The sequence below is a fragment of the Bradyrhizobium macuxiense genome (assembly GCF_007993935.1).
In the GTDB taxonomy this organism is placed as follows: domain Bacteria; phylum Pseudomonadota; class Alphaproteobacteria; order Rhizobiales; family Xanthobacteraceae; genus Bradyrhizobium; species Bradyrhizobium macuxiense_A.
The window spans coordinates 356,068-378,330 of sequence record NZ_VITY01000010.1; the positions used below are offsets into that span (position 1 = coordinate 356,068).

Genomic DNA, 22,263 nt, shown 5'->3' on the forward strand with positions numbered 1-22,263 from the left:
TCATTGCGAGCCAACGGGTCCGGCCTCTGGCCGGCCCGATGACAGGCTCCGCGAAGCAATCCATCTCACCGATTGCGGAGACATGGATTGCTTCGTCGCTTCGCTCCTCGCAATGACGGCGTAACTGACCAATACAGACTTCAAACCAACACTTAAGGAGAACTAGATGTCCGTTGTTATCCGCCTCGCTCGCGCAGGCACCAAGAAGCGTCCGGTCTATCACGTCGTCGTCGCCGACTCGCGCTTCCCGCGCGATGGCCGCTTCATCGAGCGTCTCGGCCACTTCAACCCGCTGCTGCCGAAGGACAACGAGGCCCGCCTGAAGCTCGACATGGACAAGGTGGAGGCCTGGCTCGCCAAGGGCGCGCAGCCGTCGGATCGCGTGACCCGCTTCCTCGACGCCGCCGGCGTCAAGAAGCGCGCGCCGCGCAACAACCCCGAGAAGGCCGTGCCGCGCAAGGAGCGCAAGGCGCAGGCTGAAGCCGCCGCCAAGGCTTAAGCTGAACGGCGACCACGGTGGCTGCACCGGTCTGTGTCGCCCGTATCGGCGCTGCGCATGGTGTGCGCGGCGCCGTCCGGCTGTGGACCTTTACCGAAGATCCGCTGGCCGTGAAGGATTACGGCCCGCTGATGACCAAGGACGGCGCGCGCCAGTTCGAGGTCACGCATGCGCGCGAGGCCAAGGACCATCTGGTGGTGACGCTGAAGGGCGTCGCCACCCGCGATGACGCCGAACGGCTCAACGGTCTCGAGCTCTACGTGCCGCGCGATCGGCTGCCGGACACCGACGACGGCGAATATTACCACACCGATCTGATCGGGCTTGCCGCGGTGACGACGTCCGAGCAGCCGCTCGGCAAGGTGATCGCGATCCATAATTTCGGCGCCGGCGACATCATCGAGATCGCCCCGCCGCAGGGCGCGACGATGCTGCTGCCCTTCACCAACGCGGTGGTGCCGACCGTCGATCTTGACGGCGGCCGCGTCGTGATCGACCTGCCGCAGGAAATCGACGGCGACGATCCGTCGGCGGCTTGATCCGAAGTATTCCTTTTTTGAGCATGATCTTTTCGGAAGACCGGTTCCCACTTTTCCGGATCATGCTCTAACCCGTCATCCGGCCCTGCTGCTCGAGCCAGTCGCAGAACACCGCGCTGTGCGGATCGTTGCTGCGGCCAGCCGGGAAATAGGCGAAGTAGCTGCGCGCCGGCAGGCTGATGGCGGGAAACGGCGTCACCAGACGCCCGGCCGCGAGATCGTCGGCGATCAGCGCGGTCGGTCCCATCGCGACGCCGAGGCCATCGAGCGCGGCCTGGATCGTCAGATAGAAATGATCGAAGGTCAGCGCCGCTGCCGGCTCCAACGCGGATTGCCCGGCCTCAGTGAGCCAGTCGCGCCACAGCCGCGGCATCGACGTGACATGCAGCAGCGTGTGCCGCGAGAGGTCCGCGATCTCGTGCAGCGGCAATTGCGCGAGCAATGACGGGCTGCACACCGGCAACCGCCGCTCCGACACCAGGAAGCGTGACGAGAAACCGTGGAAGGTGTCGGGCCCGCCGCGGATCACGACGTCGAAGGATTCGGGCAACGCGTCCACCGGATCGTTCGACGTGCTCAGCCGCACCTCGATGTCAGGATGCTCGGCGCGAAACCGGCTCATCCGCGGCAGCAGCCACCGCAAACTGAATGTCGCGAGTGCATTGACGCGCAACACCGCGACCGCGGGATCGCCGCGCCGCTCGCGATGCTGCTGCACGGCCGCGGAAATCCGGTCGAGCGCCGGCGCGAATTCCGCCAGCAGTGCCGCACCGGCTGGCGTCAGCACCACGCGTCGCACCGAGCGCCGGAACAGTGACGGCGCGCCGAGCCATTCTTCGAGCAGGCGGATCTGCTGGCTGACCGCGCCATGGGTCACGCTGAGCTCGGCAGCGGCTTCCTTGAAGCTGCCGAGCCGCGCGGCGGCCTCGAAGGCACGGACCGCATTGAGCGGCGGCAGGCTGCGGCGTGGGATGAACATGCTCCCTCGATACCAGATTTTCTAACGCATGGTCCGATTATTACTGATTTGTAACAAGGGCGCCGGCGGCGCATAGTGCCCTGCAAGCTTTTCGTATCTCTTCTCTTTCTGGAAATCCCGCCCGATGGCCATCCGCTCAAGCTTTAGATTTTCTTGTTCCAGATGGTGGCAATGAGCGTATCCGCAGAAGCCGGCGCATCCTCCCCGGCGGCGTCAGGGCAACCCGCACGCTGACGGTGACCGGGCTGAACCATGCCCTCCACGACGGCTATACCGATCTGATCTACGTGCTACTGCCGGTCTGGCAGGCCGAATTCGCGCTGAGCTACGGGCTGCTGGCGTTGCTGCGCGGGCTCTATGCCGGCGCCATGGCCGGCTTGCAGATCCCGGTCGGGCGCATCGCTGAGCGGATCGACGGCAGGATCATCCTGATCGCGGGCACGGTGCTGTCGGCGCTCGGCTATGTGTTCGCCGGCTTCTCCGGCGGCGTCATCGGACTTGGCCTCGCGCTCGCGCTTTCCGGCGCGGGCTCGAGCACGCAGCATCCGATCGCTTCGGCCGCAGTCTCGCGCGCCTACGGCGCGGGCGCGCGCGGGCCGCTCGGCATCTATAATTTCTCGGGCGATCTCGGCAAGGCGGCGATCCCGGCGGCAACTTCGATCCTGCTCGTGATCATGTCATGGCGGCACGCGCTGCTGGCTCTCGCCTTTGCCGGCTTGCTTGTCGCGATCTGCATCGCGCTCTGGATGCCGTCGGTCGGCAAGGGCGCCGAGCACAAGGCGGCCGCCGCACCGCGCCGCGAAGGCACCGGCGGCGGTTTCCCCTGGCTGCTCGCGATCGGAATTCTCGACACCGCAGTCAGGATGGGCTTCCTCACCTTCCTGCCGTTCCTGTTGCGCGACAAGGGCGCCGCGCTGCCGACCAACGGCCTCGCGCTGGCGCTGGTGTTCATCGGCGGCGCCGCGGGGAAATTCACCTGCGGCTGGCTTGGCGAACGCGTCGGCACGCTGCGCACCGTGCTGATCACCGAAGGCGGCACGGCGGCGCTGATCGTTGCAGTCCTCGTATTGCCGCTGACACCGGCGATCGTGCTGCTGCCGCTGCTCGGCGTGATGCTCAACGGCACCTCCTCGGTACTGTACGGCACGGTGCCCGAGCTGACGCCACCGCATCAGACCGAACGCGCTTTCGCGCTGTTCTATACCGGCACGATCGGCTCCGGCGCGGTCGCGCCGGTGCTCTATGGCGTGCTCGGCGATGCGCTCGGCCCGACGCTCGCGACGGCTGCGACCGCGCTGACGGCACTGGCGATCTGTCCGCTTGCGGTGGCGCTGGCGCGGCATCTTGCCGACGATCCAACGGCGGCGTGACGAAAACTATCCAAAGCTTGTAGCCCGGATAGAGCCAACGGGTCGCGCGAATGCGCGCCCGATGACAGGCTCCGCGAAATCCGGGGTCAGTGCTTGTTGCCGGCGCGATTCCCGGATTGCGCTTCGCTCCATCCGGGCTACTTAAGCGATAGTGTCACGGAGCATCGCAATGACAAGCACGCACAAGGCCTGGCGGCTGCACGCCCACAATGATCTTCGCTTCGAGGATGTCGCAACGCCGAGCCCCGCGCCCGATGGCGTCGTGGTGCGGGTCGAGGCCGGCATGGTGCTGTCCTACACCAACAAGCTGCTCTCAGGCGCGCTGCCCTACAGCCTGCCGCCGATGCCGTTCGTGCCGGGCACCAACGCGATCGCGCGCGTCGTCGTCGCCGGCGAGAACGTCACGCATGTGCGGAGCGGCGACCGCGTATTCCTCAGCCCGCATCTGCGCGGCGACGTGCCGGATCGCGATCCACCGCAGATCCTGATCGGCCTCACCGCGACGGTGACGACGCCGGAGGCGCTCGCCTTGCAGGCGCGCTGGCGCGACGGCGTGTTCGCCGAGATCGCACACTGGCCGGCCGCATGCGTCACCCCGCTTGCCAATCTCGACGACAGACCGGCGACCGAACTGATCGGCTTGGCGAAACTGATCATCCCGTTCGGCGGCTTGCAACGCTCCGGCCTGCGCGGCGGGCAGACCATCATCGTCAACGGCGCGACCGGCTATTTCGGCTCGGGCGGCGTGATGCTCGCGGTCGCGATGGGCGCGGGCCGCGTCGTCGCCGTCGGACGGAAGCAGGCCGCGCTCGAGCAATTGCGCGATGCATTCGGTCCACGCGTCATCCCCGCCGTCGTCACCGGCGATGCATCAACCGATCTTCAGACCATCCGCCGCGCCGCCGGCGGCAGCGCCGATGTCGCGCTCGATTTGCTCGGCGCCGCGAAGAGCACCTCGACCACGCTGTCCTGCCTGCGCGCGCTCAAGCGAGGCGGCCGCATGGTGCTGATGGGCAGCGCCGAGGTGCCGCTCGAACTCTCGTTCCGCGAGATGCTGGCCAATGACTGGGAGGTGGTCGGGCAGTTCATGTACGACCGCACGGCACCTGGCCAGCTCGCCGGTCTCGCCGCCGAGCGCCTGCTTGATCTGCGCAAGATCAACGTCGCGAGCTTCACCCTCGCCGATTTCCGCCGCGCGGTGGACGCGGCCGCGATGATGCAGAGCCTCGACCTCACGGCCGTGGTGCCGTAACCAGAGGCCATGACACCGCAAGAGACCCCGGCCCAAGCGACACCATGGCGCGCGACCGTGCTGACCCTGTTCCCGGACATGTTTCCGGGACCGCTCGGCGTCAGCCTCGCCGGCAGGGCGCTGGCTGGCGCCCTCTGGGCGCTGGAGGCGCGCGATATCAGGGCATCGGCGACCGACAAGCACCGCAGCGTCGACGACACGCCGGCCGGTGGCGGTCCGGGCATGGTGCTGCGGGCCGACGTGCTGGCGGCGGCGATCGACGCCGCCGCGATCGCGCCTGATCGCCCGCGCCTCTTGATGAGCCCGCGGGGTCGGCCATTGACCCAGACCCACGTCGCCGAGCTGGCGGCCGGGCCCGGCCCCCTGATCGTCTGTGGCCGCTTCGAGGGCATCGACCAGCGGGTGATCGAGGCGCGGGGGCTCGAGGAGGTCTCGATCGGCGATTATGTGCTGTCCGGCGGCGAGATCGCCGCGATGGCATTGATCGACGCCTGCGTCCGTCTGTTGCCGGGGGTGATGGGGAAGCTGGCCTCGGGAACCGAGGAGAGTTTCTCCGAAGGACTACTGGAATACCCCCAATACACCCGTCCGCAGGAGTTCGAGGGCCGCCAGATCCCGGAAATCCTGATTTCCGGCGACCACGCCAAGGTCGCGGCCTGGCGGCTGGCCCAATCCGAGGCCTTAACCGCCGCCCGGCGGCCCGATCTCTGGGCTGGGCGGACCGGCCAAAAAGCCGCGCCGCGGCGGACAAAAAACACGACAGACGGGTGACAAACCCTGCGCTTTGCCTTATAGGCACGGCCTAATCCGCACACGCGCAGGATAGATGGACGTTTGCGCAGCCCCCATACAGGCTGGGCGCGCCGCCGATGGAGATTTCGATGAACCTTATTCAGCAGCTCGAAAAAGAGCAGTTCGACAAGCTTGCCGCCACCAAGGACATCCCGGAGTTCGGCCCCGGCGATACCGTCATCGTCAACGTGAAGGTGGTCGAAGGCGAGCGCACCCGCGTGCAGGCCTATGAAGGCGTCTGCATCGGCCGTTCCGGCCAGGGCCTCAACGAGAGCTTCACCGTGCGCAAGATTTCGTACGGCGAGGGCGTCGAGCGCGTCTTCCCGGTGATGTCGCCGATGATCGACTCGATCAAGGTCGTGCGTCGCGGCAAGGTGCGTCGCGCCAAGCTCTATTACCTGCGCAACCTGCGCGGCAAGTCGGCCCGCATCGTCGAGAAACAGGACCGCCAGACCGCCGTCGGCGAGTAACGTTTCCCTTAAGAGGGGATGTGACCAAAAGCGCGGGGCCTGCCCCGCGCTTTTTTGTTGCGGCATACCTATCTGATGGACAGGCCCGCGCATGGATCGATTGTCGCGGGCGCGAGCCCTGTGTTAGAAATTTAGAATGGTTCCGGATCAAGCAAGCCAGCGCTGCCCAAGTCAGTGCCCAAGTCAGATCTGCAAGCGCGTCGTGATCGACGATCGCTCGCGGCTGCCCGGCCGCTTCTTCGGGCGCTTTGCGACGTCGGCAACGTCTGAGCTTAGACGCGCAGCGTAACGCTGCCTGGACGCTTTCGCCTGCTCGCGCGCCTGAGACGCGCTCAACGCCATTCACCACTGAATTTCTTCTGGAGCTGAAGCTCATGTCCAAACCGACCACGCTGTACGACAAGATCTGGAACGACCATCTGGTCCATGAGGCCGAGGACGGCACCTGCCTGCTCTATATCGACCGCCACCTGGTGCACGAGGTGACCTCGCCGCAGGCGTTCGAAGGCCTGCGCGCCGCCGGCCGCAAGGTGCACGCGCCCGAGAAAACGCTCGCCGTCGTCGACCACAACATCCCGACCACCGATCGCTCGAAGCCGAACCCCGACCCCGAAAGCATCGAGCAGATGCGGGTGATGGCGGAGAACGCCAAGGAATTCGGCATCGAATATTACAACGAGTTCGACAAGCGCCAGGGCATCGTTCACGTCATCGGCCCGGAGCAGGGCTTTACGCTGCCCGGCACCACTATCGTCTGCGGTGACAGCCACACCTCGACGCATGGTGCGTTCGGCGCGCTGGCGCACGGCATCGGCACGTCAGAGGTCGAGCATGTGCTGGCGACGCAGACGCTGATCCAGAAGAAGGCCAAGAACATGCGCGCGATCGTCGACGGCAAATTGCCGGAAGGCGTGACCGGCAAGGACATCATCCTGGCGATCATCGGCGAGATCGGCACCGCCGGCGGCACCGGCTATGTGCTGGAATATGCCGGCGAGGCGATCCGCGCGCTGTCGATGGAAGGCCGCATGACGGTCTGCAACATGTCGATCGAAGGCGGCGCGCGCGCCGGCCTCGTCGCGCCCGACCAGAAGGCGTTCGACTTCCTGCGCGACCGCCCGAAGGCGCCGAAGGGCGCCGCATGGGATGCCGCGATGCGCTACTGGGAGACGCTGCGCTCCGACGAGGGCGCGCATTTCGACCACGAGCTGCGGCTCGACGCCGCCAAGCTGCCGCCGATCGTCACCTGGGGCACGAGCCCCGAGGACGTGATCTCGATCACCGGCTTCGTGCCCGATCCGGACAAGATCGAGGACGAGGCCAAGCGGCTCTCCAAGCATCGCGCGCTGAAATATATGGGCCTGACCGCCGGCACCAAGATCACCGACATCAAGCTCGACCGCGTCTTCATCGGCTCCTGCACCAACGGCCGCATCGAGGATTTGCGCGCCGCGGCGAAGATCGCCGAGGGCAAGACCGTCAACGCCAACGTCAACGCGATGATCGTGCCGGGCTCGGGCATCGTGAAGGAGCAGGCGGAAGCCGAAGGCCTCGACAAGATCTTCATTGCGGCCGGCTTCGAATGGCGTGAGCCGGGCTGCTCGATGTGCCTGGCGATGAACCCGGACAAGCTGAAGCCGGAAGAGCGCTGCGCCTCGACCTCGAACCGCAACTTCGAGGGCCGCCAGGGCTTCAAGGGCCGCACCCATCTGGTGTCGCCGGCGATGGCCGCGGCCGCCGCGATCGCCGGCCACTTCGTCGACGTCCGCGACTGGCGGTAAGGCGAGGTTTCGTCTCAAGCTCGAGCCGTTGTGGCAACGGCTCGTTAACGGGGCGCACGCACACTCCCTCCTTGCGAAATCACCCTTCGCAAGGAGCGCGTGCCGTGGCCGATAAACCCGAATTCGTCGACATGATCAGCGACGCGACGCGCCAGAAGCGCCGTCGCCGCGCCGCGCCGCGCATCATCGATCCGCTTCCCGAGGTGAAGGAGACCTCGCGCCTCAGCCACTGGCCGCCGGAGCGCTGGACGCAATGGCGGATGGAGAACCTGACGCCGTGGAAGATCAAATCCTGGAAGCTGAAGAACTGGGACTAGCGTAAGGATTGAACGGGCGCCGTGAGGCGCCCGCTGTCATTTCAGCCCTTACCAATAGCCGTACGGCCGCCAGTGGTGACGGTGATGCCACCACGGCCGGCAGATTCGGCGCGGTCCGTAATAGGTCCAGATCACCCGACAATGCCGGTGGTGATAATAGGCCGGGTAATAATACGACGATCCATAGAAGTAGCGCCGGTGATGGAAGTGCCGGCGGTAGCCGTAGCTGTAACCGCCGCCATAGAAGCGGTGGTAGCCGCCGTAATGGCGATGGAAGCCGCCATAGCGATAGCCGCCATGAAACGCCGGCGCGGCACGGAAGCCGCCACCATGGAAGCCGCGAAAACCGCCGCCACGGAAGGCACCGCCGTGAAATCCGCCACCGTGGAAACCAGCGCCATGAAAGCCTCCACCGCCGTGACCGCCGCCACCGCCATGCCGAACCTCGGTCGTCATGGCATCGGCCGCAGACCTTGCCGCGGGCACGGTGCCAGGACTCGCCAGCGACAGCGCCTCGGCGCGTTGCTGCGAGGCGATCGACAACGCGAACACCGCGGCCGCCGCAACACCGAGACGGAGCAGCAATCCACGCCGCAAACAGCTCTCCCTCATCTCTGAACCTCCCTGACAACAGCAATGACAGCCGCGCTGCATGGCAGCCGGTCGCATTGCGTTCATTGCAGTCGCTCCCGGCACGACGCTAAGAATGTGCAACTGAATGCGTCATGAACGCGCAAGGCGCGTGCGACGGTAAATCCGGAGAGAAGCCCAGTGACCGTCTATGTGATCGTGCAACTCAAGATGACCGATCGGGCCGCCTATGACCGGTATCAGGCGCGCTTCTTCGACGTGTTCAGGAAGTTCAACGGGCGGCTGCTGTCGGCCGACGAACATCCCGCGGTGCTCGAAGGCAATTGGGATCGCGACAAGCTTGTGCTGATGTCGTTCCCCGACGAAGCCGCCTTCCGCGCCTGGTCGGAATCGCCTGAGTACGTCGAGATCTCCAGGGATCGGAAGGCGGGTGCGCAAGGTATCGTGCTGCTGGCGAAGGCTTTTGCGCCGTGACGCCGCCGGAGCAGCTCCGATCGGAGCCGCTCCGCCGTTGCACCAAATGTGTCGCACGCCGTGCGACGACGTTCGTCACCAGAATGGGCCGAACCCGAAGCCGAAGGTAAACGGCGCCGGCGAAGCGTATGGATAGGGCCGATAGTAGTAGGGCCGTCCGTAATAATAGGAGCCGTACGGCCGATAATAGGAATAGGGCTGATAGTACGGCCGGTAATAGGGCCGGTAGCCGTGATGATAATGGTGACGACGATAATGGCGATGATGGCGCTGCGCGCTGAAGTCGGTCGCCTTGCCCGCTTGCCGCCCTTGCGCCGCAGCCTGCGGCTTGGCTGATGCCGCGGCGGTCGCCGATGCCGGCGCCGTCAACGCGAATGCACAAGCAACAGCGGCGACACCGATCCATCTCATCATGATCAACTCCTGCAGATTTCGATCGATATCATCTCGCGCGCGCGAATCTGCCGGTTTGATGGCTGGGAACGACAACAGGCCCGCTGCTCACGGGCCTGTGTCTCAACTGCGCTGATACGCCGCGCGATCAGCGGCGCCAGTGGCGGCGATGGCCCCAGCCACGGTGATGACCGCGACCCCAGCCTCGATGCCAGCCACGTCCATGGCCCCAGCGCACCTGCGTGGTGGTCTGGTTCGCGTTGTCCTGAACCGTTGCGGCGGTGCCCGGCGTCGCCAGCGACATCGCGTTCGCGCGCTCGGCCGGCGCCGCCAATACCAGCACGGCACCGACGGCCGCAAGGCCCAGAACGTTCATCACCTTCATGAGTTGTCTCCTTGATTCCTGGATGTCACGTCCTGCAACGACGATTCAAGCTTCTTGCTTTGACGCATTTTCTTCACGCGAACCGGTATCCACTTCGCTTGAAAACGCTCTAGCACTCGAATCGACCCCCGTTGCCGCGACGCAGATCGCAAGCAGAGTGCGGGCGACGTGAATGGAAAGTGAATATCTGCGCCACGATCATGAATGCCGGTGGCGCGCTCAGGTTCCGATTGAGCCGCAGGAATTTTCGTGTCTGCGCGTAAAACCGGCATAGACAATGGTCGTATTTGTCAGGTGCCTCTCGCAGGAGATCGCCAATGACACAACGAGGCCCGCGCAAATGGTTCACGCTTGGCGCGGCCGCGCTCGCTGGTTCCATGATGTCAATTGATGTCGCGCTCGCCTCGCAGGGCCCGGGCGGCGGCATGGGAACGGCGAGCCATCTCACGCAAATGCTGATGGCGCTCGCGGTCTATGGAACGATGGGAGCAATCGCAGCTGTCGCAGTGATCAATGCAGCACGCCGGCGAACGCGCAGCTAGCCCGGCCGCCAGAAGCAGTTCATACGCGGCGTGATCACGGTGCCGCTCGGCCGGTGCTCCTGCACATAGGTCGCGGTACACTCGCGCACGGCGTTCGGGCCGGGATTGTAGCGCGGGATCACATCCGGTTCCCAATGATCGGGCCGCGACCGGTAGATCGGCACGCGCCTCAGGTGGCGGCGCTCGACGACGCGCTCGCGAACGACCGGCGCCTCGCCGATGCGCGCTTCGGCCGCCGCGCTCTGCGCGCGCGCCTGTCCGGCCGGAAGCAAGAGCCCGACTGATGCCGCCAACAGCGCTGCCGCCACGATCCTTTTCATCACGCCACCCGAGCCCCAATTATTGACCGCACGGTCTCCCATTGCGCCGCCAAGGTCAACTGCGCTGGCGCCGTTGGAGGCACTCGCGCTAAAGGAGTGTCATGTGGACCACAGCAAAAGCCCCCTCGCTCGCCGAGATGGAGGCCATGGCGCACGAGGTTTTCGCGCGCCTGCCCGCAACGTTCCGGGCCCTCTGCGAGGGCCTGATCATCCGTGTCGACGATTTCCCGACCGAGGAGGTGCTGGACGAGATGCAGGCCGAGAGCGAGTTCGACCTGCTCGGCCTGTTTCACGGCATCGGGCTGCCGCAGCAGAGCCATGGCGACGTGGCCCGGCTCCCCAACCTGGTCTGGCTGTACCGCCGGCCGATCCTGGATTATTGGGCCGAGCACGACGAGACCCTCGGCCACATCGTGCGCCACGTGCTGATCCACGAGATCGGGCACCATTTCGGCCTCTCGGACGCCGATATGGAGGCGATTGAGGCCGATGCGGGCTAGGGATGCGGAAATCGCCCCTTTTACCGCCGTCACATTCGCGATAGATATCCGGCCCCTATCCCCACTTTTTGGCCCGGGAAGAGCACCGATGGACAAGTTCACCACGCTGGAAGGCGTCGCGGCACCGCTGAAGATCATCAATGTCGACACCGACATGATCATTCCGAAGCAGTACCTCAAGACCATCAAGCGCACCGGCCTTGGCAAGGGGCTCTTCTCCGAGCAGCGCTACAAGGATGACGGCAGCGAGAACCCCGATTTCGTCCTCAACCAGTCCGCCTATCGCAACGCGAAGGTGCTGGTCGCAGGCGACAATTTCGGCTGCGGCTCGAGCCGCGAGCACGCGCCCTGGGCGCTGCTCGACTTCGGCATCCGCTGCTTGATCTCGACCTCGTTCGGCGACATCTTCTACAACAACTGCTTCAAGAACGGCATCCTGCCGATCCGCGTGTCGCAGGAGGACCTCGACAAGCTGTTCGACGACGCCGAGCGCGGCGCCAATGCGACGCTGACCATCGACCTCCCGAACCAGGAGATCCGCGGTCCGGACGGCGGCAAGGTCAAGTTCGAGATCGATCCGTTCCGCAAGCACTGCCTGATCAACGGCCTCGACGACATCGGACTGACGATGGAGAAGAAGAAGTCGATCGACACCTATGAGGCCAAGCTCAAGGAACGTGCCTGGGCCTGAGGCTCGGCGTATCATCGCACCCCGGTGCCCTCAGGCGCCGGGGTTTTTCTTTGATAGAGCTCCGTTCCGATGAGATCGGAACGGTGCTCTAGGTTCTAGTTTTGACGCGTTTTCTTCACGCGAACCGGTATCCACTTCGCTCGAAAACGCTTTAGTCGCCCTGTCGCAAACCTGCTGATGACTGACGCGCATGCTGCCTGACATCGTCACCTTCTGGCACGGTTCGATGGACGCGCTGCGCCAGACCTGCCTGCGCTCGCAGCTCGCGGCCGGCCACAAGGTCACGGTCTACAGCTTCGACCCGATCCCCGGCCTGCCCGACGGCGTCGGCAATGCCGAGGCCGAGGCGGTGCTGCCGCATGCGTTCTCGGAGAAGCTGCGTCCTGCCGAGCGCGACGGTTCGTGGCGCGACTGGACCATCCTGCAGTTCAGCGACTTCTTCCGCATGCGGCTGATGGCGCAGAGCGCAGGCGTCTGGCTCGATGCCGACGTGCTGCTCTTGAAACCTGTCGAGATCGATCCGGCAAAGCCCTATTTTGCCTGGGAGCGGCCGCGGCAGCTCGGCAACTCGGTGCTGTATCTGCCGCCAGACGATCCGATCGTGCGCGCCTTCGAAGCGCTGATGCGGCAGGACGAGCTGACGCCGGACTGGCTGGCGCTGCGTCACCGCCTGACCTTTGCGATGCGCAAGCTGCGCGGTAAATCCAGTCGCCTCTCCGACATCCGCATCGCGATCTACGGCCCGGCGGCACTCACAGCGCTCGCACGCCGTGAAGGCGAGTTGCAATACGCGCTGCCGAAGCGCTCGTTCTATGCGGTGCACGCCGAGCCAAGGCTGTTCTTCGAGCCGTCGGATTTCTCGCGCTATTTGAACGATCCGCAGATCATCGGCCTGCACATCTCGCCGAAGGGACGCGGCAAGGAGGCGCCGATCCCGGGCAGCCTCTATGCCTGGGCCGCGGAGAAGTTTGGCAGCTGACGCTCACCCTCCCCTGGAGGGGGAGGGTCGGATCACATTGAGCGCAGCGAAATATGAGACGGGGTGGGGTGATTTCTCAACAGGGGCAATGCCCGAATGGAGAGATCACCCCACCCCGCTGTGCATTCCGCTTCGCTACATGCTCAGCGACCTCCCCCTCCAGGGGAGGGTAAGGTCAATGCCCCATCGCGGCGATCGCGTCGGCGATCGCGATGCTGCACTTCGCCATCTCGGCCCGCGCACTAACCCCTGGAGCCGCCCTCCAGGGTTTTGTTCAGATGAGCTTGAAGGTGATCGCGATCCAGAAGAACACGATCAGCCCGATGCCGACCAGTTTGAAGATGTACAGGGCGTCAACATCGTCGCCAGGCCATTCGAGGGACGGCCCCCATAGGACCGTTACGACGAACCCCAGAACAAAGAGCGTGATCGACAGGATTGTGGAGGCGGTGTCGCCAATCGAGGCTCCCATCCGGACATTCCCCTCCCCGGGTTCGTGGTTCAGAAATTTACAACATCTGCAGGTTGAGGAAGAGTTTCCGATGCCCCCAATCTAGCGCTTCCGCGACGGCACCTGCACCGGGCAGGCTCAGAGGCCCGCAGGAAGGCCGCGGCAAGGAGGCGCCGATTCCCGGCAGCCTGTATGCGTGGACGCCGCAGAAGTTTGGGGGCTAGCACAAGCACCGCTGCACCCTCTCCCCTTGTGGGAGAGGGTGGCTTCGCAAAGCGAAGCCGGGTGAGGGGTTCTCTCCACACGGGAGAATTTCACAAGCGGAGAGAACCCCTCATCCGGCGCTTCGCGCCACCTTCTCCCACAAGGGGAGAAGGGAAGATCACCGCGAGCCCCTCAATGCCCCATCGCGGCGATTGCGTCGGCGATCGCGATGGTGCGCTTCGCCATCTCGGCGTGCAGGCGCTCGACCATGCGGCCGTCGAGCTGGATCGCGCCGCGCGAGGCGTTCTCCGGCTGCGCAAAGGCGGCGATGATCTTGCGCGCCTCGGCGACCTCGGCCTCCGGCGGCGTGAAGATCGCGTTGCAGGCATCGATGTGGCTCGGATGGATCAGCGTCTTGCCGTCGAAGCCGAGATCGCGGCCCTGCGCGCATTCCTCGGCGAAGCCATCGATGTTGCTGATGTCGCTATAGGGTCCGTCGAGGATTTCGAGCCCGTGCGCGCGGGTCGCCAGGATGCAATGCGTGATCATCGGGATCATCGCCGCGCGGCCCGGCTTCATGCGGATCCGGGTTTCACGCGCAATGTCGTTCGGCCCGAACACGAAGCCGGCGAGCCGGATTTCGGAATCCTTCGACGCGGCCGCAAGCTTGTCGGCGTCGAGCACCGCACGCGCGGTCTCGATCATGGCCCAGACCCGGATCGAGGCTGGGGCATTGATGTCGCTGAGGCGATCGGCGACGGCGTTGAGATCGTCGACCGTGGAAATTTTTGGAACCAGGATCCCGTCCGGCTGCGCCTTGCCGGCCATGCCGATGTCGTCGACCCACCAGGGCGTGTCGAGCGCGTTGATGCGGATCAGGACCTCGCGCTTGCCAAAACCCTTGGCGGCGACCGCCGTGGCGATCTGCTCGCGGGCCACCGCCTTGGCGTCGGGAGCAACGGAATCCTCAAGGTCGAGGATGATGCCGTCGGCCGGCAAGGTGCGGGCCTTCTCCAGCGCCCGTGCATTCGATCCCGGCATGAACAACAGGCTGCGGCGCGGACGGGTCATCGGCATTCTCCTCGGGGCTTCGGCTCCGCCGCTGTCCATTGTTTGGGCATTGGGGCAGGAACCATCCTTCAACGCTGCCGTATCATCTCAGGCGGTACGCCGAAAGTCTTGTTCCCGTCATTGGCATGTGGTTAGCCAGAGGCCATGAAATTCTTTCCGAAGCAGTTGATCGACGGCTACCGGACATTCGCGACCCAGCGGTTGCCGACTGAACAGTCGCGCTACCGGGATCTGTCGGAACGTGGCCAGTTTCCCGAAACCATGGTGATCGGCTGCTGCGATTCCCGCGTCTCGCCCGAAGTGATCTTCGACGCGGGCCCGGGCGAATTGTTCGTGGTCCGGAACATCGCGAACCTGGTTCCGGTCTACCAGCCCGACAGCAACGCCCACGGCGTGTCGGCCGCGCTGGAATACGCCGTGACCGTGCTGAAGGTGAAGAACATCGTGGTGCTGGGCCATGCCCAGTGCGGCGGCATCCGCGCCTTCGTCGACAAGATCAAGCCGCTGACGCCTGGCGACTTCATCGGCAAATGGATGCAGATGTTCATCAAGCCGGGCGAGGTGGTCGAGCAGCGCGACCATGAGAACATGCAGGACTTCGTCACCCGCATCGAGAAGGCCGCGGTGTTCCGCTCGCTGGAGAATTTGATGACCTTCCCGTTCGTCCGCGAACGCGTGGAGAGCGGCGAGATGCAGTTGCACGGTGCCTATTTCGGCGTCGCCGAGGGCTCGCTGTTCGTGCTCGACCGGGTCGCGAAGGAATTCATCAGCGTCACGGACGCCCTGAAGACCGGCGAGTAGCGCGTTCAGCTAGCCCTCGTCGTGAGCATTGCCCCAGCGATCGGAGAGCGCGAGCAACAGCGCTGAGATCACGAATACCAGGTGCACGGCGACGAGCCAGGTCATCCGCGTCGCATCGAACGCGGCATCGATGTTCAGGAACGCTTCCAGCACGTGGATCGCTGATATCGCGACGATCGACGCCAGCAGCTTCTGCTTCAGCCCGGCAAAATCGATCTTGGTGATCCAGATCGGCCAGTTCGGATTGCCCGACGTGTCGATGCGCGAGACGAAGTTCTCGTAGCCCGAGAACACCACGATGAGAATAAGGTTGGCGACCAGCGTGACGTCGATCAGCGCCAGCGCATCGAGGATGACTTCGGTCGACTTGTAGCCCGACGCATGCAGTACGAACTCCCACAGCATGCGGGCGAATTTCAGCAGCAGTACGGCGAGCGCGACGACCAGGCCGACATAGAACGGCGCCATCAGCCAGCGGCTGTTGAACAGCACATATTCGAAGCCGCGCATGATGCGCGGCGTCGCCGGACTTGCTGGGGTGGGGACCGATTGTTCCGACATGGCTCAGCCCCCGTTCGGTACTGTCTTAGGCCGCTTTTTGCTTGGCGGTGATCAGCTTGCGGTTGATCAGGACCTCGGCGATCTGCACGGCGTTGAGCGCCGCGCCCTTGCGCAGATTGTCCGACACGCACCAGAAGGCGAGACCATTCTCCACCGTCGCATCCTCGCGTATGCGGCTGATATAGGTCGCGTCCTCGCCGGCGGCCTCATAGGGCGTGACGTAGCCGCCCGGCTCGTGCTTGTCGATCACGAGGCAGCCCGGCGCATTGCGCAGGATGTTGCGCGCCTCGTCCGCGGTGATCGGATTGGCGAACTCGACATTGACCGCTTCGGAGTGACCGACGAAGACCGGCACGCGCACGCAGGTCGCGGTCAGCTTGATCTTGGGATCAAGGATCTTCTTGGTCTCCGCCATCATCTTCCACTCTTCCTTGGTGAAGCCGTCTTCCATGAAGACGTCGATCTGCGGAATGACGTTGAAGGCGATGCGCTTGGGAAACTTATTATTGATCAGCTCGTCATTGGTGTAGACGGCCTTGGTCTGCGAGAACAGTTCGTCCATCGCGTCCTTGCCGGCGCCTGACACCGATTGATAGGTCGAGACCACGACGCGCGTGATCGTCGCCTTGTCGTGCAACGGCTTCAGCGCGACCACGAGCTGCGCGGTCGAGCAGTTCGGGTTGGCGATGATGTTCTTCTTGGTGAAGCCGGCGGCGGCGTCCGCGTTCACTTCCGGCACGATCAGCGGCACGTCCGGATCCATGCGCCAGGCCGACGAATTGTCGATCACGACCGCGCCGGCGGCGCCGATCTTGGGCGACCATTCCTTCGAGACCGAGCCGCCGGCCGACATCAGGCAGATGTCGATGTCGGAGAAATCATAATGCTCGAGCGCCTTCACCTTCAGGGTGCGGTCGCCATAGGACACCTCGATGCCGACGCTGCGACGCGAGGCCAGCACGACGACCTCGTCGGCGGGGAATTTGCGCTCATCGAGAATGTTGAGCATTTCGCGCCCGACATTGCCGGTCGCACCGACCACCGCGACTTTGTAACCCATCGTTCACTCTCCGACGAAATATGCCCGTTCCCCGCTTCTCGCGGAAAGGGAAGAGGCAGCGCTTCTATGCGAGAAACCCCGTCAAGACAACGTTGCGTAGCATTTGAGCGTTTTGATGCGTTTATTTCAGGCCGATCCGGCCGCACCCCATCATACGAGAAAACCGTCTGACCTGACGAGCTTCGTCGACGAGGTGTACGCCACGCTCTCCGGGCTGTTCGCCTATGCCGCCGTGCTTGCGCTGTTCGTCGCCCTCGGCGTCTATCTATGGCGGCAACTGCCGGACGCAACGGCGATGCCGGCACCCGCTGCCGCGACCTGGACACTGGCCGGCCGCCAAGCGCCGGCCTTTGCCATCAGCAAGCTGGATCAGCGAGATAAAACAGAGACTTACGAAATCCTCCGGCATCCCGAGGGCGGCCGCAAGGACGTCTTCCGCTGGGCCGATGCCAATGGCGCGGCGATGGCCGGGCTGGAAATCTACCGCCCCGGCGGTGAGACCATGGCGCCCGCGGTCGCCGAGATTGCCGGGCGGCTCGACCCGGGCGGCGTCCGCGAGCTCGAGGCCGCCGGTATCGTCGACAGCAAGTTCGGCAGCGTCACCCTGCTGCGCCCGGCGCGGCAGGACGGCAACCGCGCCTGCCTCGGTTTCCTCAAGCAGGCCGACGCGCCCGACCTGCGGATCTCCGGCTGGACCTGCCAGGGCGACAACGTGCCGGCCCAGCGGGCTGCGATCGTTTGCATGCTGAACCGCCTGACGCTCCTGGCCGCGGGCAATGACCCGAGGCTCGCCGCGCTGTTCGCGCATGCCGAGCTCAAGCGCACCGACTGCGTTACCTCCGGCCCGCCCGCCCTGTCGGCCGATTGGGTGATGGGCAGCGAGAACCCGCTGCTGCGCGGCGCGCTTTGATGGCGAGACCGTGGCAAGGCACTGGTTTTCATGAAACTTTTGCGCTTGGACACGCATTATCTCGCCCGGTGTGGCGCAATTGACCTAGTGACGGCCTCCCCACCATGGCTACAATGTGTTCCGAGTGATTTTGGCGGACGCGCCAACCCCAACGGGGCCGTAATGACGAGGATGCGATGACCTTGAAATTCCCTGCCGCGAACAAGCTCGTGGTGTTGCTTGCCGCGGCTGCCGTCACCGCAACCGCATTCGGCATGACCGCGGCGAGCGCGCAGAGTCAGACCCCGAGCAAGCGCAAGCAGCAGGAGCAGTATGACCGCGACGGCCGCCGCTATTACGGCGCGCAGGGTCCGAACCGGGTCTATCAGCAGGGTCCGCGTACCCGCGTTTACGTCACCACGCGCTCCTGGCTGGATGCCGGCACCGAAGTGCTGCCGGGCGACCGCAAGTTCAACGACTACGCCTATCCGCCTGACGTCGGCTATCCCTCGTTCGGACGCGAGAACAACAACCGCCCGATCGACCGCCAGCCGCTCAGCCCGCCGTCCGACCTCGGCGGCTATCCGCGGAGCTTCCCGCTGTACTGAGATCACGCGTCGTCCCGGCGAAAGCCGGACCCATAACCACCGCTGGTGGTTATGATGCTCGTCTGGCAGTCATTTCAAATCGAGAAGCCGCGGCGTATGGGTCCCGGCTTTCGCCGGGACGACGTCGAATTTGTGGCTACAGCGTAACCCCTACGCGTGCAGCTTCTGCAATTCCTTCAGGATGGCTTCGCCCATCTGGCTCGTGCTGGCAGGCGTGGTGCCTTCCGACTTGATGTCGGCGGTGCGCAGTCCGCTGGCGAGCACGGCCGCGATCGCGGCGTCGACCTTGTCGGCGAGATCGCCCATGTCGAAGGAATAGCGCAGCGCCATGCCGAACGACGAGATCATCGCGATCGGGTTGGCGAGGCCCTTGCCCGCGATGTCGGGCGCCGAGCCATGCACCGGCTCGAACAGCGAGCGCCGCTTCCTAGTCTTTGAATCGACTTCGCCGAGCGAGGCCGACGGCAGCATGCCGAGCGAGCCGGTCAGCATCGCCGCGATGTCGGACAGCATGTCGCCGAACAGATTGTCGGTGACGATGACGTCGAACTGCTTCGGCGCCTTGACCAGGTTCATGCCGCCGGAATCGGCGAGCTGGTGCTCCAGCGTCACGTCCTTGTATTCGCGCGCGTGGACCTGGGTCATCACCTCGTTCCAGAGCACGCCCGACTTCATGACGTTGCGCTTCTCCATCGAGGTCACCTTGTTCTTGCGCTTGCGCGCCAGGTCGAAGGCGACGCGGCCGATGCGCTCGATCTCGTAGGTGTCGTAGACCTGGGTGTCGACCGCGCGCTTCTGGCCGTTGCCGAGATCGGTGATGGTCTTCGGCTCGCCGAAATAGACGCCGCCGGTGAGCTCGCGCACGATCATGATGTCGAGCCCCTCGACAACGTCGCGCTTCAGGCTGGAAGCCTCCGCCAGCGCCGGGTAGCACACCGCCGGGCGCAGGTTTGCGAACAGGCCGAGATCCTTGCGCAGCCGCAGCAGGCCGGCCTCGGGGCGGACCTCATAGGGCACGCTGTCCCACTTCGGACCGCCGACCGCGCCGAAGATCACGGCATCTGCCGCGGTGGCCTTGGCCATGTCGGCTTCCGAGATCGACACCTTGTGCGCGTCATAGGCGGAGCCGCCGACCAGGCCTTGCTCGGTCTCGAACTTGGCGATGCCCTGCGCATTGAGCCAATCGATCACGCGCTGCACCTCGGCCATCACTTCGGGGCCGATGCCGTCGCCGGGGAGAAGCAGCAGTTTATGGGTCGCCATCGTCGTTTCCTCACTCAATCGGGCATGCCCGCCATCGTCTGGCGCGAGTGCTAAAACGCCCCGCACCGATTGGCAAGGCACCCCGAGCAGGGCCAAAATGGCCCGGAAAGAGCAGCCGCGCCCCAAGAGACCAAGAAGAAGAAGCCAACAAGACGGACCTCATGACCGCAGCCATCGTCTACGCCTTCGCCTCGGCGATTTTCCTCGGCGCCGGGGTGGTGCTGGCGCAGCTTGGTCTGCGCACCGTCGAGCCGCTGTCGGGCGCCGCGATCAGCGTGCCCTCCTTCACCCTGCTGTTCCTGTTGCTGTCGCCGCTGATCCTGCATGGCGAGCCGGCGGTCTGGCGCGGCCTGCCGATCTTCATGGCGATCGGGCTGTTCTTCCCGGCTTCGCTGACGCTTTTGACCTTTGCCTCGAACCGGGCGCTCGGGCCGGTCATCACTTCGACGCTGGGCAATCTCGCGCCGCTGTTCGCGGTGACCGCGGCCGTGGTGCTGCTGGACGAGCCGCTGCCGCCGCAGCAGCTGATTGGCCTCGTGGTCGCGGTGGCGGGCGCTGCCGTCATCACCGTGACCCGGCCGCGCGACCTCGGCCATTGGCGCAGCTGGGCGCTACTGCTGCCGCTGACGAGCGCACTGGTGCGCGGCATCGTGCCGCCGATTGCCAAGCTCGGGCTGGCGACCTGGCCGAGCCCGCTATGGGCCTGCCTGGTCGGCTATGTCATGTCCTCGCTGGTGGTGCTGGTCGTGCAACGGATCCGCAAGGGCAGCTTCATGGTGCAGGCGCCGCGTGAGGGCCGGCTCTGGTTCGCACTGACCGGGATCAGCAACGGGCTCAGCGCGCTCAGCCTGTTCGCCGCGGTCCGCAACGGCCCGATCACGCTGGTGGCACCGCTCGCTGCGATCTACCCGCTGGTGACCGTGGCGATGAGCGCTGTCATGCTCAAGCACGTCGAGATCACGGCGCGGATCGTCGCCGGAACCCTTTTGACGGTCGTCGGCGTCGCGCTGGTCCTGATCGCCTGATTGCCCGATACGCAAGACAGTGTTGCGGCCTCCAGCGGTGGGCAGGACCGCCGCGGCCTGCCACAATGCCGGCATTGCCGGAGTGAATTGTGAGAGCCCCCACCCCATCCTATCCGCATCCCGCGCGGCTGATCCTGATTTTGTCGCTTGCACCGACGGTCGGTCTCGGCATCGGCCGTTTCGCCTATTCGCTGGTGCTGCCCGATATGCGTGACTCGCTGGCGTGGTCGTATTCGGCCGCCGGCTTCATGAACACGATCAATGCCGCCGGCTATCTGGTCGGCGCGCTGCTTGCGTCGCGGCTGATCCAGCGCTTCGGGCTTGCGACGTCGGTGCGCTCGTCGACGCTGGCCTGCGTGCTGTCGCTGGCGCTTTGCGCCCTCTCGGGCAATTTCGTGGTGCTGAGCTTTGCCCGCCTCCTGGTCGGCTTCGCTGCCGCGATCGGCTTCGTCGGCGGCGGCGCGCTGGCAGCGACGATCGCGCAGTCGCGGCCGGAACGCGCCAACTTCCTGCTCAGCCTGTTCTATGCCGGGCCGGGCGTCGGCATATTGGCGTCCGGCCTGATCGCGCCGTTCGTGTTGCAGGGCTTCGGCGCCGGCTCATGGTGGATCGTGTGGTGGGCGATGACCCTGCTCTCGGTGATCATGACCGTGCCGCTGATGCTGGCGCCGTTCCACGCCGACGCGATCGCCGGCGGCTTCGTGCGGACCAAGTTCGCGATCATGCCGGTCCTGATCTACCTCGCCGCCTACTTCCTGTTCGGCGCCGGCTACATCGCCTACATGACCTTCATGATCGCCTATGTCCGCGACGGCGGCGGCGGCGCGGTGGCGCAGAGCGCGTTCTGGAGCCTGATCGGCGTCAGCGCGTTCGTCACGCCATGGGTGTGGCGGCGGGTGCTGGCGCTCGACCGCGGCGGGCTCGCCACAACGATCATCCTCGGCGTCAACGCGCTCGGCGCGGCTCTGCCGATCTTCGGCCATTCGCCGCTGCTGCTCGCCATCTCGGCACTGGTGTTCGGCGTCGCGTTCTTCGCCGTGGTCGGCTCGACCACCGCCTTCGTGCGCTACAACTACCCGCCGGAAGCCTGGCCGACCGCGATCGCTGCGATGACCATCGCCTTCGGCATCGGCCAAACGCTCGGGCCGATCGTGGTCGGAGCGATCACGGATGCGGTCGGCAGCCTGTCATTTGCGTTGAATGTCTCGGCGGCGATGCTCGCGCTCGGCGCACTGCTGTCGGCGTTTCAGCGGAAGGTGGGGCCATAACCCTCCGTCGTCCCGGCGCAGGCCGGGACCCATACGCCGCGGCCAACGGAATAGGCAGGCGGGGCGACGGCCTCTTCAATCAGAACCATTTGGGGTTATGGGTCCCTGTGTCTGGATTGTCTGTCATGATGGGGTGGGCGGGAAGCCGTTGGGTCCTTGGCGCTTGACGCCGTGAGCCGGCTCGGTCT

General features: G+C 65.1%; 27 protein-coding genes and 1 pseudogene. 18 read left to right on the forward strand and 10 right to left on the reverse strand.

Going from position 1 to position 22,263, the window contains the following annotated elements:
* Positions 1-166 precede the first annotated feature (166 nt).
* Positions 167-499 (forward strand): 30S ribosomal protein S16, encoded by a 333-nt coding sequence (gene rpsP, locus FBZ93_RS26605; RefSeq protein ID WP_146989894.1) that lies wholly within the window; start codon positions 167-169, stop codon positions 497-499.
* A 17-nt stretch (positions 500-516) separates the two neighbouring features.
* Positions 517-1,038 (forward strand): ribosome maturation factor RimM, encoded by a 522-nt coding sequence (gene rimM, locus FBZ93_RS26610; RefSeq protein ID WP_146989896.1) that lies wholly within the window; start codon positions 517-519, stop codon positions 1,036-1,038.
* A 67-nt stretch (positions 1,039-1,105) separates the two neighbouring features.
* Here the strand turns inward: rimM and gcvA are convergent, their stop codons facing one another.
* Positions 1,106-2,017: a transcriptional regulator GcvA gene (gcvA, locus tag FBZ93_RS26615; protein ID WP_146989898.1), complete on the reverse strand. Its 912-nt coding sequence runs from the start codon at positions 2,015-2,017 to the stop codon at positions 1,106-1,108.
* A gap of 171 nt (positions 2,018-2,188) precedes the next feature.
* Here gcvA and FBZ93_RS26620 point away from each other — a divergent pair.
* The 6 genes and pseudogenes from FBZ93_RS26620 to FBZ93_RS26645 all read left to right on the forward strand — a co-directional run bounded on the left by FBZ93_RS26620 (position 2,189) and on the right by FBZ93_RS26645 (position 7,999).
* Positions 2,189-3,387: pseudogene (locus FBZ93_RS26620) on the forward strand (MFS transporter).
* 169 nt (positions 3,388-3,556) lie between these two features.
* Entirely contained in the window at positions 3,557-4,639 is a 1,083-nt protein-coding gene (locus FBZ93_RS26625) for a quinone oxidoreductase family protein (RefSeq protein WP_146989901.1), read from the forward strand.
* 9 nt (positions 4,640-4,648) lie between these two features.
* Entirely contained in the window at positions 4,649-5,410 is a 762-nt protein-coding gene (gene trmD / locus FBZ93_RS26630) for a tRNA (guanosine(37)-N1)-methyltransferase TrmD (protein ID WP_146989903.1), read from the forward strand.
* A gap of 110 nt (positions 5,411-5,520) precedes the next feature.
* Positions 5,521-5,901, forward strand: coding sequence for a 50S ribosomal protein L19 (gene rplS / locus FBZ93_RS26635; RefSeq protein WP_018269387.1), 381 nt, complete (start codon positions 5,521-5,523; stop codon positions 5,899-5,901).
* A 374-nt stretch (positions 5,902-6,275) separates the two neighbouring features.
* A complete protein-coding gene (leuC, locus tag FBZ93_RS26640; RefSeq protein WP_146989905.1) occupies positions 6,276-7,682 on the forward strand; it encodes a 3-isopropylmalate dehydratase large subunit in 1,407 nt (468 codons plus the stop codon).
* Positions 7,683-7,786: 104 nt separating this feature from the next.
* Positions 7,787-7,999, forward strand: a complete 213-nt coding sequence (locus FBZ93_RS26645) for a hypothetical protein (RefSeq protein ID WP_074128344.1) — start codon at positions 7,787-7,789, stop codon at positions 7,997-7,999.
* Between the two features lie 48 nt (positions 8,000-8,047).
* On the opposite strand, the gene FBZ93_RS26650 is transcribed toward FBZ93_RS26645, so the two are convergent.
* Positions 8,048-8,611: a hypothetical protein gene (locus tag FBZ93_RS26650; protein ID WP_146989907.1), complete on the reverse strand. Its 564-nt coding sequence runs from the start codon at positions 8,609-8,611 to the stop codon at positions 8,048-8,050.
* Between the two features lie 159 nt (positions 8,612-8,770).
* Between FBZ93_RS26650 and FBZ93_RS26655 the strand changes: the two genes are divergently transcribed.
* On the forward strand, positions 8,771-9,064 hold the full coding sequence (locus FBZ93_RS26655) for a DUF1330 domain-containing protein (protein WP_146989909.1): 294 nt from the start codon (positions 8,771-8,773) through the stop codon (positions 9,062-9,064).
* Positions 9,065-9,139: 75 nt separating this feature from the next.
* On the opposite strand, the gene FBZ93_RS26660 is transcribed toward FBZ93_RS26655, so the two are convergent.
* Together FBZ93_RS26660 and FBZ93_RS26665 are read right to left on the reverse strand one after the other, a co-directional pair.
* Complete coding sequence (locus FBZ93_RS26660) at positions 9,140-9,478, reverse strand: hypothetical protein (RefSeq protein WP_146989911.1); 339 nt, start codon at positions 9,476-9,478, stop codon at positions 9,140-9,142.
* A 127-nt stretch (positions 9,479-9,605) separates the two neighbouring features.
* On the reverse strand, positions 9,606-9,842 hold the full coding sequence (locus FBZ93_RS26665; RefSeq protein ID WP_146989913.1) for a hypothetical protein: 237 nt from the start codon (positions 9,840-9,842) through the stop codon (positions 9,606-9,608).
* Positions 9,843-10,159: 317 nt separating this feature from the next.
* On the opposite strand from FBZ93_RS26665, the gene FBZ93_RS26670 reads away from it, so the two are divergent.
* Positions 10,160-10,384, forward strand: a complete 225-nt coding sequence (locus FBZ93_RS26670; protein ID WP_146989914.1) for a hypothetical protein — start codon at positions 10,160-10,162, stop codon at positions 10,382-10,384.
* On the opposite strand, the gene FBZ93_RS26675 is transcribed toward FBZ93_RS26670, so the two are convergent.
* Positions 10,381-10,704 carry a hypothetical protein gene (locus FBZ93_RS26675; protein WP_146989916.1) on the reverse strand — a complete coding sequence of 108 codons (324 nt, stop codon included), beginning with the start codon at positions 10,702-10,704 and terminating at the stop codon, positions 10,381-10,383. The genes FBZ93_RS26670 and FBZ93_RS26675 overlap by 4 nt on opposite strands.
* 101 nt (positions 10,705-10,805) lie before the next feature.
* Between FBZ93_RS26675 and FBZ93_RS26680 the strand changes: the two genes are divergently transcribed.
* The 3 genes from FBZ93_RS26680 (at position 10,806) to FBZ93_RS26690 (ending at position 12,874) form a co-directional block, all read left to right on the forward strand.
* Positions 10,806-11,204 (forward strand): metallopeptidase family protein, encoded by a 399-nt coding sequence (locus FBZ93_RS26680; RefSeq protein ID WP_146989918.1) that lies wholly within the window; start codon positions 10,806-10,808, stop codon positions 11,202-11,204.
* 88 nt (positions 11,205-11,292) lie between these two features.
* Complete coding sequence (leuD, locus tag FBZ93_RS26685; RefSeq protein ID WP_146989920.1) at positions 11,293-11,895, forward strand: 3-isopropylmalate dehydratase small subunit; 603 nt, start codon at positions 11,293-11,295, stop codon at positions 11,893-11,895.
* Between the two features lie 190 nt (positions 11,896-12,085).
* On the forward strand, positions 12,086-12,874 hold the full coding sequence (locus FBZ93_RS26690; protein WP_146989922.1) for a hypothetical protein: 789 nt from the start codon (positions 12,086-12,088) through the stop codon (positions 12,872-12,874).
* A 274-nt stretch (positions 12,875-13,148) separates the two neighbouring features.
* Here the strand turns inward: FBZ93_RS26690 and FBZ93_RS26695 are convergent, their stop codons facing one another.
* Positions 13,149-13,346 carry a hypothetical protein gene (locus FBZ93_RS26695; protein ID WP_146989924.1) on the reverse strand — a complete coding sequence of 66 codons (198 nt, stop codon included), beginning with the start codon at positions 13,344-13,346 and terminating at the stop codon, positions 13,149-13,151.
* A 375-nt stretch (positions 13,347-13,721) separates the two neighbouring features.
* The gene (locus tag FBZ93_RS26700) at positions 13,722-14,600 is read right to left on the reverse strand and encodes an HpcH/HpaI aldolase/citrate lyase family protein (RefSeq protein ID WP_146989926.1); all 879 of its coding nucleotides are present in this window, start codon (positions 14,598-14,600) and stop codon (positions 13,722-13,724) included.
* Positions 14,601-14,744: 144 nt separating this feature from the next.
* On the opposite strand from FBZ93_RS26700, the gene FBZ93_RS26705 reads away from it, so the two are divergent.
* Positions 14,745-15,401, forward strand: a complete 657-nt coding sequence (locus FBZ93_RS26705) for a carbonic anhydrase (protein ID WP_146989928.1) — start codon at positions 14,745-14,747, stop codon at positions 15,399-15,401.
* 9 nt (positions 15,402-15,410) lie between these two features.
* On the opposite strand, the gene FBZ93_RS26710 is transcribed toward FBZ93_RS26705, so the two are convergent.
* Positions 15,411-15,962 carry a TIGR00645 family protein gene (locus FBZ93_RS26710; protein WP_146989930.1) on the reverse strand — a complete coding sequence of 184 codons (552 nt, stop codon included), beginning with the start codon at positions 15,960-15,962 and terminating at the stop codon, positions 15,411-15,413.
* Positions 15,963-15,987: 25 nt separating this feature from the next.
* The gene (locus FBZ93_RS26715) at positions 15,988-17,022 is read right to left on the reverse strand and encodes an aspartate-semialdehyde dehydrogenase (protein ID WP_146989932.1); all 1,035 of its coding nucleotides are present in this window, start codon (positions 17,020-17,022) and stop codon (positions 15,988-15,990) included.
* A 115-nt stretch (positions 17,023-17,137) separates the two neighbouring features.
* Between FBZ93_RS26715 and FBZ93_RS26720 the strand changes: the two genes are divergently transcribed.
* On the forward strand, positions 17,138-17,932 hold the full coding sequence (locus FBZ93_RS26720) for a hypothetical protein (RefSeq protein ID WP_146989982.1): 795 nt from the start codon (positions 17,138-17,140) through the stop codon (positions 17,930-17,932).
* Positions 17,933-18,108: 176 nt separating this feature from the next.
* Complete coding sequence (locus FBZ93_RS26725; protein ID WP_146989934.1) at positions 18,109-18,519, forward strand: hypothetical protein; 411 nt, start codon at positions 18,109-18,111, stop codon at positions 18,517-18,519.
* Between the two features lie 150 nt (positions 18,520-18,669).
* Here the strand turns inward: FBZ93_RS26725 and leuB are convergent, their stop codons facing one another.
* Entirely contained in the window at positions 18,670-19,782 is a 1,113-nt protein-coding gene (gene leuB / locus FBZ93_RS26730) for a 3-isopropylmalate dehydrogenase (protein WP_146989936.1), read from the reverse strand.
* 161 nt (positions 19,783-19,943) lie between these two features.
* Here leuB and FBZ93_RS26735 point away from each other — a divergent pair, with 161 nt between their 5' ends.
* Positions 19,944-20,807 (forward strand): DMT family transporter, encoded by an 864-nt coding sequence (locus tag FBZ93_RS26735; protein ID WP_146989938.1) that lies wholly within the window; start codon positions 19,944-19,946, stop codon positions 20,805-20,807.
* A gap of 89 nt (positions 20,808-20,896) precedes the next feature.
* The gene (locus tag FBZ93_RS26740) at positions 20,897-22,075 is read left to right on the forward strand and encodes a YbfB/YjiJ family MFS transporter (RefSeq protein ID WP_246667649.1); all 1,179 of its coding nucleotides are present in this window, start codon (positions 20,897-20,899) and stop codon (positions 22,073-22,075) included.
* The last annotated feature ends 188 nt before the right edge of the window (positions 22,076-22,263 follow it).